The organism is Stenotrophomonas sp. 704A1, from assembly GCF_030549525.1.
GTDB classification, from domain to species: Bacteria; Pseudomonadota; Gammaproteobacteria; order Xanthomonadales; family Xanthomonadaceae; genus Stenotrophomonas; species Stenotrophomonas tuberculopleuritidis.
Map to the genome: position 1 here is coordinate 2710808 of NZ_CP130831.1, position 13815 is coordinate 2724622.

Below are 13815 nucleotides of genomic sequence, written 5' to 3' on the forward strand. Positions count from 1 at the left end.
CAATAATTCTCATTTACGACCTTCCACTTCCGACTTCGATGCCCATCTACGCCCTGAAACCGGCCCGCCTGCCGCTGGCCGCCGCACTTGCCCTGTGTCTGTGCCCCGCCGCCGCCTTCGCCCAGGACAGCGCCACCACGCTCGACAGCATCCAGGTGTCCGGCAGCTGGCTGGGTACCGGCCTGCATGACAGCGTCAAGCGCTTTGCCGGCGCGCGCACCGTGGTCGATCGCCAGCGCATCGAGGCCAGCGGCGCGGCCAGCCTGGGCGACGCGATGCGCCGCATTCCCGGCGTGCAGGTCACCGACAACTCGGGCACGGCCGGCAGCTCGGTCTCGCTGAACATCGGCGTGCGCGGCCTGACCGGGCGCTACTCGCCGCGCTCGACCGTACTGCTGGATGGCGTGCCGCTGGCGGTGGCCCCCTACGGCCAACCGCAGCTGTCGTTCGCGCCGGCCAGCCTGGCCAACATCGAGTCGATCGACGTGGTGCGCGGCGGCGGCGCGGTGCGCTACGGGCCGCAGAACGTGGGCGGCATCATCAATTTCAGCACCCGCGCCATCCCCACCGAAGCCGGCCTGCACGGCGAGGTCGGCGCGCGCTACACCGCCTACGACCACGGTGGCGGTGACAGCACCCAGTACAACGTCTTCCTCGGCGGCACCGCCGACAACGGCCTGGGTGCCGCCCTGCTCTACTCCGGCCAGGATGGCCGCGGCTGGCGCCAGGGCAGCGACGACCGCTTCAACGACCTGGCGCTGAAATTCGCCTACGCCCTCGATGACCGGCAGGAACTGCGCGCCAAGCTGTCCTACTACGATGTGCGCTCGTTGACCCCGGGCGGCCTGACCCGTGCGCAGTACCAGGCCGATCCGTTCCAGAACACCCGCCCCACCGATTTCTGGAAGGGCCATCGCAGCGGCATCGACCTGGGCTATACCAACACGCTCTCTGACAACAGCGAGTTCGAGGTGCAGGCCTATTACAACGAAAGCACCCGGGCCAGCGCACTGATCAATGCCGCCAGCACGCAGATCACCGTGCAGCCGCGCGACTACCGGGTGCTCGGCATCGAGCCGCGCTACACCCAGCGCCTGCACTGGGGCAGCAGCGTGCACGACATCACCGCTGGCTACCGTTTCCTGCGCGAGCGCGGCAACGATCGCAGCTATACGGTCACCCGCCGCACCGGCGCGGCCGGCGCCACCACCCGCTTCGACAATGCCACCGATGCGCATGCCTTCTACATCGATGACCGCATCGCGATCGGCCAGTGGCGGATCACCCCCGGCGTGCGCATGGAATGGATCGACATGGACCGCCGCCAGGCCGGTACGGCGGCCACCTTCAGCAGCCGCAACGACAAGGCGCTGCCCTCGATCAACATCGCCTACCTGCTGACCCCGCAGCTGACCGTGTTCGGCAACTACACCACCTCGTTCGGGCCGGTGCAGAACATCCAGCTCAATTCGCAGACGGCCAGCAACCCGCTGAACCCGGAAGTGGCCAAGACCACCGAGCTGGGTGCGCGCTGGCAGGACGGTGCCCTGCGCGCGGAAGTGACGGTGTTCAAGATGCGCTTCGACAACCAGATCCTGCAGGTGCCGGGGATCACTCCGCCGACCTTCCAGAACATCGGCGCCACCGACCACAAGGGCGTGGAAAGCGCCGTGGAATACCGCTTCGCCGAGGACAGCGCACTGGCCGGGCTGGAGCTGTACGCCAACTACACCTGGACCAAGGCGATCCAGCAGTCCGGCGACAACCGCGGCCTGGACGTGCCGTTCTACGCGCGTGACACCGACAGCGTCGGCGCCCGCTACGCACTGGCCGGCTGGACCTTCAACGTCTCCAGCACCCACCAGAGCGGACAGTTCTCCGATGCCGCCAACACCTGGGACGAAAGCGCCGATGCACGCGTGGGCCGCGTGCCGGGCGTGCGCCTGTGGAATGCACAGGTGGCCTGGCAGGTGCCGGGGCTGGGCGACAGCGAGATCGCGCTGGGCGTGAACAACCTGGCCGACAAGCGCTGGTACACCCGCAATGTGGACGGCAATGCCGGACGCATGGTGGCTGCACCCCGTACGTTCTACGTGCAGGGCCGCTACCGCTTCTGATCCGCGCCGCCACCTGATCCGGTGACGGTAGCGCTCACGGTGGCGGCGTATCATGCCGCCACCATGTCCCCCACCGTTTCGCCATCGCGCCTGCATCTGGCCTTCCAGGGCCTGCGCCTGCGCCTGCGTGGCAGCGACCTGTGGTTCATCGCGCTGGCCCTGGTGGTGGGCCTGATCGCGGGCGGCCTGACCCTGCTGCAGGCCGGCCTGGCGCGCGGCCTGCAACGCGCCCTGTATGGCCTGGACGAAGGCATGCGGCTGAGCTCCCTGCCCTCGCTGGCCTGGACCGCGCTGCTGGTACTGCCGCTGGGCGGGCTGCTGGTCGGCCTGGTCAGCCTTGCCGCCTCCCGCCTGAAGCGTCCGCTGCTGGATGCGGTGGAAGCCAACGCGCTGCATGGCGGCCGCATGTCGATGCGCGACAACCTGATCGTGCTGACCCAGACCCTGGTCTCCAACGGCTGCGGCGCATCGGTCGGGCTGGAAGCCTCGTATACGCAGATGGGTGCCGGCAGCGGTTCGCAGCTGGGCCGGGTGATGCGCCTGCGTCGCAACGATGTGCGCATCCTGGTCGGAGCCGGCGCTGCCGGTGCCATCGCCGCTGCGTTCGGCGCGCCTCTGGCCGGCGCCTTCTACGCCTTCGAGATCGTCATCGGCGCGTACACGCCGGCCGCGCTGGCGCCGGTGGCCGTGGCCGCACTGGCCGGCGCCTTCGTCGCCGACCAGGCCGGCGTCGAAGCCTATCTGCTGCCGGCCGCGGCCACCATCGACGTGCGCGCCGCCGACTACGCGATCTACGGCCTGCTCGGCTGTTGCTGCGCGATGGTCGGGATCGGGGTGATGCGCCTGATCGCCTCCATCGAAGGCACGGTCAAGCGCAGCCCGCTGCCGCTGTGGGGGCGCCCGGTGGTGGGCGGTCTGCTGCTGATTCCGTTGGCACTGGCCAGCCCGCAGGTGCTGTCCTCGGGCCATGGCGCGCTGCACCTGGACCTGACCACGCACCTGCCGCTGATCTGGATCGGGGGCCTGCTCACGCTCAAATGCCTGGCATCGGGCATATCGCTGGGCTTCGGTTTCCGTGGCGGGCTGTTCTTCGCGTCGCTGTTCATGGGCACCCTGGTCGGCGCGCTGTTCGCCGGGCTGCTGGCGATGGCCACCGGGGTGCCGGTGGTCGATGCCACCTCGGCCGCGCTGGCGGGCATGGCGGCCCTGGCGGCCGCGGTGGTGGGTGCGCCGATGACCATGGCCATGCTGGTGCTGGAAGGAACCCACGACTTCCTGCTGACCAGCGTGGTGATGAGCGCGGTACTGGTCTCCAGCACGCTGGTGCGGCAGTGGTTCGGCTATTCGTTCTCGACCTGGCGCATGCACCTGCGCGGTGAAACCATCCGCAGCGCACGCGATGTCGGCTGGGTTCACAACCTCAGTGCCGGGCGGATGATGCGCAAGGGCGTGGCCACCGCGCCGGCCGACCTGGATGCCGCCGCGTTCCGCCAGCGCTTCCCGCTCGGCTCCGGCAGCCGGGTCATCCTGATCGACAGTGAAGGCCACTACGCTGGCATCGTGCAGATCCCGCGCCTGTTCGGCGACGGGGTGAAGCCCGACGCCGTGGTCGGCAGCTTCGCCGAGAGCCGCGATGTGGCGCTTTGCGCCGGCGCGGACGTGGTCAGCGTGATGCAGCGCTTCGACCAGACCCAGGCCGATGAGCTGGCCGTGGTGGCCGGTGACGGCCAGGTGCTGGGGGTGGTATCGGAGGCGTTCGTGCGCAAGCGCTATGCCGAGGAACTGGACAAGCGCCAGCGTGAACTGATGGGCGAGCGGGTCGAGGACACCGACTGATCGCCGTCCCCGCGTGGTGTGGATCTCCTGTCACCTGGTGGGAGTAGACTCCGGCCATGCGCTTCATCGAGACCTTCCAGCCCGGTCCCTTCGCCGACACCGTGGTCAGCCTGCTGGCCGCCTTCGTGCTGGGCACCCTGATCGGCGCCGAACGCCAGTACCGGCAGCGCACCGCCGGCCTGCGCACCAACGTGCTGGTGGCGGTGGGCGCGGCCGCCTTCGTCGACCTGGGCATGCGCATCGCCGGCAGTGCCGAAGCGGTGCGGGTGATCTCCTACGTGGTGTCCGGCGTCGGCTTTCTCGGCGCCGGTGTGATCATGAAGGAAGGCATGAACGTGCGCGGGCTCAACACCGCCGCTACGCTCTGGTGCTCGGCGGCGGTGGGCAGCTGTACCGGCGCGGACATGCTGGCCGAGGGCGTGCTGCTGACGGTCCTGATCATTGCCGGCAACACCCTGCTGCGGCCGCTGGTGAATGCGATCAACCGTATCCCGATCAATGAGGCCGCCACCGAGGCGACCTACGAAGTGCGCCTGAGCGTGGATGCCGAAGCGGTCCCGCGCGTGCGCGAGCGGTTGGTGGATGCGCTGGAAGCAGCGCAGTACCCGGTGGGCGACATCCAGCTGGTGGAGCATGCCGACGCCCCGACCGATGTGATCGCGGTGCTGGTCAGCACCGCCGTCAGCGCCGATGAACTGGACGTGGTGCTGGCGCGGATGGAAGACGTCCCCGGCGTGCTGCACGCCACCTGGGAAATCAGCACCCGCGATTGACCGGTGCCGTGGCAAGCGGAGGAACCGTGGGCCGGCGCCCGGCGCGGATGGCTCCGCCTTCAGCCACCGCTGACGCGCTGCTGCGTGCGCAGCAGCTTGCGGAATGAACCGCAGCGGCGCGCGTCCTGCGCCTGCGGGCAGGCCGCCGCACGCTGGAGGTGGCGGCGGACCCGCTGCAGGCGGGTGATCTGCTGCTGCAGCACCTCGGCCTGCGCCAGCAGCGCGCCGCGGTCCAGGACGATCCGGCCCTGCTGCGGCAACGAGGCGCCGATCTGCTGCAGCGACAGCCCCGCCGACTGCCCCAGCCCGATCAGCGCGAGCCGCTCCAGCACCTGTTCACTGTACTGCCGGCGCAGACCGCGACGGCCCAGCACCTGCACCAGGCCCAGTTGCTCGTAATAGCGCAGGGTCGAGGCCGGCACCCCGCTGCGCTTGACCACTTCACCGATATCCAGTTCCCGCACGGGGCTTGACCTCAAGTCGACTTGAAGCGCCACCATGGACGCAGTCCCTTCGCCAGGCAAGCCCATGCACACCCCTGCCCCACTCGATCAGAACACGCTCTGGAACGGCCCGGGTGGCCAGACCTGGGTTGCCCAGCAGGCCCTGCTCGATGGCCTGTTCCAGCCGCTGGCCGACGCCCTGCGCAGCGAGCTGCCCGCGACCGTCACCGAATTGCTGGATATCGGCTGCGGCACCGGGGCCAGCGTGCTGGCGGCGGCCCAGGCGCGGCCAGGTGCGCGCTGCACCGGCGTGGACATCTCCGCACCGATGCTCGCGCTTGCCCGGCAGCGTGCCGCCGGCCTCGGGCTGGACATCGACTTCATCGTTGCCGACGCCCAACGCCATCGGTTCGACAGCGCACGCTACGACTGGATGCAGTCGCGGCTGGGCGTGATGTTCTTCGACGATACGCAGGGCGCGTTCGCCAACCTGCACCGTGCTGCCCGCAGCGGCGCCGGCCTGCGCGCCATCGCCTGGCGCGGCGCAGAGGAAAACCCCTTCATGACCACCGCCGAGCGCACCGTGGGCGACCAGCTGGCGCTGCCGGAGCGGCGACCCGGTGCACCGGGGCAGTTCGCCTTTGCCGATGCCGGGCAGGTACGCCGGCAGCTGCAGGACGCCGGCTGGCGCGACGTGCAGGTGCAGCCGCTGGACCTGGCATGCTCGCTGGCCCGCGACGACCTGCCGGCCTACGTACGTCAGCTCGGGCCGATCGGCCTGGCCCTGCGCAGTCTGCCGGCCGACCGCGCCGATGCCCTGCACGCACAGGCGCTGGCGGCATTTGCACCCTTCATCGAGGGCGACCGGGTGCGGGTGGATGCGGCGTGCTGGCTGCTGCGCGCCTGCGCCTGAGCCGCGCCGTCCACGCCGGCGCGCTACAACGCCTCGCCGGCGTCGGCCAGGCGCGATTCGATCAGCGCGTACCACTGCTGCAGCATGTCCACCAGCATGTCCAGTTCGGCGTCGGCACGCTGGGCGCGGCCGCTGCGCAGGCAGGCCTGTGCCTCCTGCAGCTGGGTGAGGAAGCCGGCCACCGTATCGGCCTGCAGGATCAGGCCCGGCAGGCGCCTGCCGGGGATGCGTACCACCGCATGGTTGCCGAGCTGGCCGTACACGCTGAGAGTGGTTTCCGTCTTCATGGACAGGGGCAGGAACTGGGCGTTCATCAGGTGCACCATGGAAGAAACCTGGCCTACCGGCAGGCGTGGAAAACGGGGGAGACGTTTCCACGTCCTGCCGGCAGATCAGGGGGGACTCGGGACACCGGGCACCTGCCCGGCAGGCGGAATCAACGGGGCTGGGCGACACCGGCGATCTGCACCCGGCGGTTGGGTGCCAGGCAGGCAATCAGTTCGCGGCGGTTGCGCTGGTCGCACTGCACCAGCGGCTCGGCCGCGCCGCGGCCCTCGGCGCTGATGCTGGCGGCCGGCACACCGCCCTGCACCAGTGCCATGCGCACCGCTTCGGCGCGGCGCTGCGACAGGGTCTGGTTGTAGGCGGCACTGCCGATGCGGTCGGTGTACCCGACCACCTGGATCGACTGCACCTGGCTGGCCTCGCGCACCTGCGCCAGCACGCCCTGCACCGCCTGCTGCCCGCTCGCGCTGAGCACTGCGCTGTCGAACCCGAACAGCGCATCGGCGGCCAGCCGCAACGGCTGCTCCGGCAGCGGCGCGGGCGGCGGCGGTGCCGGCGGCCGCGGCGGATCGAGGACGGCGGCACACGATTCGGGCTTCCAGTAGCCGCCCTGGGCGATGCCCTTGCTGTCGAAACGCACCTGGAACTGGCAGGTGAAGTACTCCGCGCCCTGTGCGGTGCGGAAGTTGAACAGGTAGTTCCATTCGCGCACGCCCCACATGCCTTCGTTGAAGTGCGGCGTGCCCAGCAGGCTGTACAGCTGGCGCTTGCTCATGCCCGGCGCGAACCGGCGCAGGTCGGCGATGTCCGGGTAGATGCCCTCCTTCAGCGACGCCTTGCCCGCGTCGGGGAAGGCGACCGCGCTGGCGGCGGCAGGGCCCTCGGCAGCCGGCGCGTGGCTGCGGCAGGCCGCCAGCAGCCCTGCGCCCAGCACCAGGCCCAGCAGGGCGACGAAGCGGCCGCGGTCGGCGATGCGATGCAGTTTCATGTCATTCCCCCTGTAGACGTTGCCCTCGGCGCCGGGCCGCGGTTGCGACCCGGCGCGGGCGATCACCACTGGATGCCGGCGCCGACGGCCACACCGGCCTCGCCACGGCTGTTGGTGGAACCACTGAACTTGTAGATCCAGCGTCCGCCCTCGGAGACGCCCGAGATGCCCAGCGCCACGCCGGATTCGCCGTTGTAGCTGCCGGCCGCGATCGAGGCCATGCTGCGGCCGGCCTCGCTGGGCTGCGGCAGCGCGGCGGTCGCCATCGCCGACGCGATACCTGCCGAGGCGCGGTTGTCGGTCTTGCGCAGGTCGCGCTCGAAGCCGCCCATGCGTTCGTCGGTGTAGGCCTTGGACCAGTCCAGCGTCTGCGCCATGCCCGACTTCAGCTGGTCGACGTTGACCGCGTCGGTCCCGGCGGTGCCGGCGGCCACGTTGCGGACCGTGGTCGGGCCACTGCCGGTGCTGCCCAGGGTGACGCTGTTGTAGTTGGTGGCGCCGTTGGTGGTGGTGTCGTAGCGGATCGTGCCCTGCTGCGAGGCCTGCAGCTGGCGCACGTTGACCGCGTCGGTGGCCTGCGAACCGTCGGCCACGTTGACCACCTGGCGTTCGGCCCCGGCGGCACCGACCGACACCGTGTTGGCCCGGTTGGCGACCGAGCCGGCCCCCAGCGCCACCGAATTGTCGGCCTGCGCCTGCGAGCCGTTGCCCAGCGCGGTGGCGTTGGCACCGGCGGCGGTGGCGCCGGCACCACCGGCGGCCGAGTTGGCCCCGGTCGCCGCCGGATCGGCCAGGTTGTTGCTGTTGTTGGCGCGGAAGCTGCCGGCCACGTTGGTGATGTTCTGGATCTTCTGGTCGGTGTAGGCCTTGGACTGGTCGATGGCGTAGTTCACGCCGTTCTTCAGCTGGCCGACATTGGTGGCGTCATGGTCATCGGAACCGTCGGCGACATGGGTGATCTTGCGCTCACTGCCACTGCTGCCGACCGCCACTTCGCCCACCGAGTTGCTGGCGCCGGCCTGCCCGTAGGCGCCGGTGTAGCCGCTCTGTGCACCGACGCTGGCCACCGAACCGGCACCCAGCGCGACGCTGTTGTCGGCACTGGCACTGGCACCGTTGCCCAGGGCGACACCATTGGCACCGGCAGCGCTGGCCTGGGGGCCGACCGCGACCGCTTCGGCACCGGCAGCACTGGCGGCGGCCGCCGTCGAGTTCACTGCCAGGTAGGCACTGCCACCGCCGCCGTTGGTGATGCGCTGGTTGAGGATCCTCAGCGAGCCATCCACCGCAGTGAACGCGGCGGTGACATTGCTGTAGTCGTTGGCGGTGATGCTGCCGTCGGTGGCGATGCTGGAGATGTTGAAGGTCGGCGCCGTCCACTGGTTGCTGCCACCGTCGAAGCTGGTGGTGCCACCGAAGTAGGTGGACACGCTGCTGTTGGTGCTGAACAGCTGGTCCCCGGTGATGGCATCGCTGCTGCCGGCCAGGATGCTGCCGGCGGCCACGTTGGTCACCTTCACCGGCGCGCCGCCGGTGCCACTCAGCGTTACCGTATCGACCACGTTGCCACTCCCGTCCACGTCGTACTTCACGGCGCGCGCGTCCAGCTCGTCGGTCTGGTCGGCGACATTGGCCAGCGAGGTGCTGACCGCATCGAAAGCGGTGCCCACGTCGTTGTAGCTGCCCTGGCTGACGGTACCGTTGGCGGCGATGTTGTTGAGCGTGTAGGTCGGCGCGGTGACCACACCCGCGGCGTCGACCGCCGCGCCACCGCCCAGGTGGGTGGCCACGGTCTGGTTGGCGGCGAACAGCTGCGCGCCGTTGATCGCCTCGCTGCTGGCGGCGCTGATCTGGCCCGGACCGAGATTGCGCAGGGTGGTGGCGGTACCGCTCTGGCCTAGGGTGGCACTGGCGTAGTTGACGCTGCCGTCGCCGTTGAGGTCGTAGCGCAGCGCGCCCTGTTCGGAGGCCTGCAGCTGGCCCAGGTTGACCGCGTCGGTGGCGGCGGTGGCGGCGGCGACGTTGGTGACCTGGCGCTCGGCACCGACGGCACCGATGGATACGCTGTTGGCCCGGTCGGCCACGCTGCCGGCACCCACGGCAATGCTGTTGGCGGCGCTGGCACTGGCGCCGGCGCCGACAGCGATCGATTCGGTGCCGCTGGCGATGGCTTCGGCGCCGGTCGAGTTCACCCGCAGGTACTTGGTGCCGCCGTTGCGGATGTCGGTGATCTGCGTATTGAGGTTGACCAGCGAGCCATCCACCGCATCGAAGGCGTCGGTGACGTTGTCGTACAGGCCCTGTGCCACGGCGCCGCCGGTGGAGATGGTGCTGATCTCGAACAGCGGAGCGGTGAAGGTGCTGGTGAGCGGATCGAACGCGGCGCGGCCCCCGAAGAACTGCGCCATCGCGGTGTTGCTGGAGAACAGCTGGCTGCCGTTGACCGCTTCGCTGCTGGTGGCCGTCACCGCGCCGCCGGCCAGGTTGCCGATGGTGGTGGTGCCGGTGCCATTGCCGAGGGTGACCCGGCGGTAGTCGGGATCGCCCGCACCGTCCAGGTCGTAGGTGACCGCAGCAGCACCGACCGCATCGATCTGGCTGATCGCGCCCTTCAGCTGGGCCACGTTGACCGCATCGGTGTTGGCGCTGCCGGCGGCCAGGTTGGTGATCTGGCGCTCGCCGCCGCCGGCGGTGCCCACCGACACTTCACCGGCCGACACCTGTGGCGCGGTCAGGCCATACGCGCTGTAGCTGGCCTGGGCCCCGCGCAGTGCGGCGGAACGATAGCCCAGTGCCACCGAGTTGGCCTGGTTGGAGGTGCTTTCCGCACCCAGCAGGGTCTGGCCATTGGCGGTACCGCTGGCACTGTCACCGACCACCACCGAATGCCCCATGCGCGCGGCATAGTCCGCAGTGGGGACGCCGGTCGGATCGCTGGGATCGTTGGCACCGGCGCCCGGGAACGCCACGTTGGCATCGACCTTCGGCAGCTCGTGGCGGGCGTTGGCGCCGATCACCACTTCCTTGGAACCGTTGGCATAGGCGCCATCGCCCATCAGTACCTGGTAGTCCTGCGCGGCATTGACCGCCCAGCAGGAGATGTCGGCCAGTGCGATGTCCAGGCACTTGGCGGCCCACGCCGGGGAATCCTGCGGCAGCAGCAGGCCGAGCAGGCCGCCCGGGTTGCCGTTGTTGATGTTGTAGATGTAGCTGTCGGAGGTGACGCCACCGATCAGGGTCAGGTGCGAGCTGCCACCGGTGACCGCACCGCCCAGGCCATTGAGCGTGGTCCCCACCGGAGTGGCGTTGACCACCGGCAGGCCCAGCACGTTGACCGTGGAGTAGGTCTGCATGACGTTGGCGGTGCTGAGCTTCAGGTTGCCATTGGACAGATAGCCGTCACCGCCGAACAGGCTCGCGGTGGTCGGCCCGATCAGCTGGCCGACACCGCCCACCAGGCCACCGGTGCCGATCAGCAGGCCGGCATTCGGATCTGCTGCCGCCGGCGCCTTCGGGCTGGTCGGCGGGATCGCCGAGGGCTTGGTCAGCCCCAGCCCGCCCAGGGTGCTGCCGACCAGGCCACCCACCGCACCGCCCAGGTTGCCGACGGTGCCGTTGAGATCGCCGTCGAGCAGGCTGCCCACCGCGCTGCCCACGCCATTCAACGCGGTGCCGACGCCGTTCAACAGGCCCCCCAGCCCCAGTGCGCTGGTCTGTGCCCCGACCGTGGCGGTACCTGCCAGCTTCAGGTTGCGATCGGCCACCACCTCCTGCCCGTCCGGTCCCTGCACGCGTACCTTGCCGGCCACGCCGGCATCGAACGCGGCGCTGATCGCGCGATCATCGGTCTCGCCGGGGACCTCTTCCTTGGCCGGCAACACCACCGCTGCAGTCGCCGAGGCCTGGCCCTGCCCCTCGATGGGATGCCCGGCCACGGCCAGGTGGGCGTCGGCCTTGGCATCGACGGCGGCCTTCAATCCCGACAGCGGGCCGGCCGGTGCACGGGTGACGGCAGCCGCCACGGCGGTGCCGGTATCGACCGAGGCCACCGGCGTACCGGCGAGGCCGACGTTGGCCTTGGCCTGTGCATCGGCCGCCAGCGCCAGCGGCGCCGGTGCGGTCGGCGCGACCTTGGCGGCAAGCCCGGCGTCGATCCGGGCAGCGCTGCTGCCGGCACCGAGGCGGGCTTGGACATCGGCGGCCAGCGTGGGCGCCGCCACCTGCTGCGGCGAGGTGCCGGCGCCCAGCCTCACCTGGACCGTGGCCGGCAGCACATCGCGCACGACGGGCAACGCGGTTGTGCTCAGCTGCAGGCCGACCCGCGCATCGGCGTTGATTGCCGGGCTGGCCTGTGCCTGCCGCGCGGCTGCGGCCAGCGCCACTTCGGCGTCGACCTTCACCGGCATCGGCTGGGTGTACTTCGCTGCCAGCGCCTGCAGGTCGCGCAGCGACTGGTTCGATTCGGTTGCCGATGCCGCGCCGCTGGCCAGGATGCACAGCAGTGCCAGGGCCAGGGTGCTGGGCATCAGCAGCGCGGTGCGCGGATCGCGCGGTGCGGTGCCACCGCTATCGCCGGTGGCCAGTTCCGAAGCCACGACCAGAGCATTGAGCTGGCGGTTCCATACACGCCGGTAGATGCGGTTCATGAGCATTTCCCCCGTAGGCGAACAACTTGAGTGTCAGTGGACTTGCCGTGAGGCAGGTGACTGACATTTCGCGCCTTTCAACGAGGGCCGAGCACTTCATTCCGGCAGGGCAATCGCGCATTCCGGCAAATCCACGGCCGGATTCGGCAGCCGAATATGCAAAACCGGCAGGAGCGCTGGCCGGGCTGCCTCCGGCACCGCCGAGGCCAGGCAGACGCCAGCGCAACCGCCGCCCTGGTTATGTCGACAGGATCGATCTTTGATTCCAGGTGATTATTTCGATCTAAATCGAAATCCGTGATCCGACTTTCCAGCCGCCGGGCATGGCCGGCGCTTCATCCGATAAAGCGCGCTGAAAACGGTCGAACGCGGGGTGGGTCCGGTTGCCGGGGCAGTTTCAGGGTAAGGGCGCTTTGCCTGCGCCCGAACGCCCGGCCGCTACCCCTCAGGCCGGCTGCCCGAGCTGCGCCGGCGCCCGCATCAGGGTATCCCGCGGCAGTTCGCCGAATACCTTCCGGTAATTGTCCGCGAAGCGCGACAGGTCCCACAGCCCGCAGCTCAGCGCGATCGCCTTGACCGAGCGCCGGCTGGAATCGGCCATCGACAGGCTGCGGCACGCTGCACACAGCCGCAGCATTGACAGATAACGGTTCGGCGAGGTCCCGAACAGATCCTCGAAGGCATAGCGCAGACCGCGTTCGCTGACCCCGGCGGCGTCGCAGATCTCATTCATGTAGATGTTGCGGCGCAGGTTGAGGCGCATGAAATTCTCGGCGCGCTGGGCAATCAGGTAATGCGTACGCCGCGCCCGGCTGCAGCCGGGCCGGTCCGCCGGGCCCGCGCCCAGCAGCGCCTGGATATGTTCGTGCAGCAGGTGCTCGGTCTCTTCCGGTGGCAGGCCACTGCCCTGCCCCAGCTGCACGTGAAGCTGCTGATAATGGCGGGCCAGCGGCACCGCCTCGCTGCTCAGATTGAACAGCGACAGCGCCTGCCCGGCCGGCGGCGTATTGCGCAGGCTCAGTTCGGTCAGTTTGCGCTGCACACGTGCCACCGGCACCAGCATCAGGGTCATCTGGGTGCCGGGGCTCAGGGTGAACTCACTGATGCCCTCGGGCATCACCGTCAACGCCATGCCCGGGGTCAGCGGCACGCCGTGGCACCAGCTCAGGGCATCGTCGGTGGTGTGCAGGTAACCGAGCATGGCCCAGTCCGGCGGCAGCATGAAGCGGCCACGACAATGGAAACCACAGCTGATGCTGCAGAACAGCGCTTCCTCATGCACGCGTGACGCGAACGCGGCACGCGGACCATTGCCGTCAAGCAGCAACAGTTCCACATCGCACACGCGAAGCACGCCGCTCAGTGTCGCCAGGTCGATCGACCTGAGATCGCTGTCGCCGCCGCCTTCCACCCCACCATCGACCATGACAGTGTCGTCCCCCGTTGGTCTGCTGCACGGCCCCGCCCCCACTGCCTGACAGGGCGTACGCCGTTTCCAAGAGCATCGTCCGTTGCTGCGATGGCCGCTGCCGAGTGCGCGCGACCATGCCTGAAAGTGCAAAACCTTGAATGCGAGTATGCCCGATAATCGGCAGCCGTAAACAGGGCGTTTCAACGCGCCGGCATTATCCGCCGCGTGAAGCAATGTCCCGGACAAACCCGTGGACAATGGCACGCTTTTCGCATGCGCGTGGCGCGCACTCACATTATCTGCACGACAATGAATCGTTTTGCGGAGGAATGGATTTACGTCACAGAACCGGCCTGAAACTTTCAGGAATAAAACGAATCTGCCGAATTTGCATATAGGTTCC

Annotated in this window: 9 protein-coding genes; 4 read left to right on the forward strand and 5 right to left on the reverse strand. The window is 69.2% G+C overall.

All coding sequences use genetic code 11. The features are described from left to right. Window positions 1–38: 38 nt before the first annotated feature. From Q5Z10_RS12675 to Q5Z10_RS12685, 3 genes are all read left to right on the forward strand, one after another. The gene (locus tag Q5Z10_RS12675; protein WP_303635785.1) at window positions 39–2117 is read left to right on the forward strand and encodes a TonB-dependent receptor family protein; all 2079 of its coding nucleotides are present in this window, start codon (window positions 39–41) and stop codon (window positions 2115–2117) included. Window positions 2118–2180: 63 nt separating this feature from the next. Then, a complete protein-coding gene (locus Q5Z10_RS12680) occupies window positions 2181–3953 on the forward strand; it encodes a chloride channel protein (RefSeq protein WP_303635786.1) in 1773 nt (590 codons plus the stop codon). 56 nt (window positions 3954–4009) lie between these two features. Continuing rightward, complete coding sequence (locus Q5Z10_RS12685) at window positions 4010–4726, forward strand: MgtC/SapB family protein (RefSeq protein ID WP_303635787.1); 717 nt, start codon at window positions 4010–4012, stop codon at window positions 4724–4726. 59 nt (window positions 4727–4785) lie between these two features. On the opposite strand, the gene Q5Z10_RS12690 is transcribed toward Q5Z10_RS12685, so the two are convergent. Continuing rightward, window positions 4786–5190: a MerR family transcriptional regulator gene (locus Q5Z10_RS12690; RefSeq protein WP_303635788.1), complete on the reverse strand. Its 405-nt coding sequence runs from the start codon at window positions 5188–5190 to the stop codon at window positions 4786–4788. A 64-nt stretch (window positions 5191–5254) separates the two neighbouring features. Between Q5Z10_RS12690 and Q5Z10_RS12695 the strand changes: the two genes are divergently transcribed. Further along, entirely contained in the window at window positions 5255–6082 is an 828-nt protein-coding gene (locus Q5Z10_RS12695; RefSeq protein ID WP_303635789.1) for a class I SAM-dependent methyltransferase, read from the forward strand. Window positions 6083–6105: 23 nt separating this feature from the next. On the opposite strand, the gene Q5Z10_RS12700 is transcribed toward Q5Z10_RS12695, so the two are convergent. The 4 genes from Q5Z10_RS12700 to Q5Z10_RS12715 form a co-directional block, all read right to left on the reverse strand. After that, window positions 6106–6396 carry a DUF6959 family protein gene (locus Q5Z10_RS12700; protein ID WP_303635790.1) on the reverse strand — a complete coding sequence of 97 codons (291 nt, stop codon included), beginning with the start codon at window positions 6394–6396 and terminating at the stop codon, window positions 6106–6108. A 122-nt stretch (window positions 6397–6518) separates the two neighbouring features. Beyond that, window positions 6519–7355, reverse strand: a complete 837-nt coding sequence (locus Q5Z10_RS12705) for an OmpA family protein (protein WP_303635791.1) — start codon at window positions 7353–7355, stop codon at window positions 6519–6521. Window positions 7356–7417: 62 nt separating this feature from the next. Further along, window positions 7418–12001: a YadA-like family protein gene (locus Q5Z10_RS12710; protein WP_303635792.1), complete on the reverse strand. Its 4584-nt coding sequence runs from the start codon at window positions 11999–12001 to the stop codon at window positions 7418–7420. A 445-nt stretch (window positions 12002–12446) separates the two neighbouring features. Beyond that, window positions 12447–13427 (reverse strand): helix-turn-helix domain-containing protein, encoded by a 981-nt coding sequence (locus Q5Z10_RS12715; RefSeq protein ID WP_303635793.1) that lies wholly within the window; start codon window positions 13425–13427, stop codon window positions 12447–12449. Window positions 13428–13815: the final 388 nt, after the last annotated feature.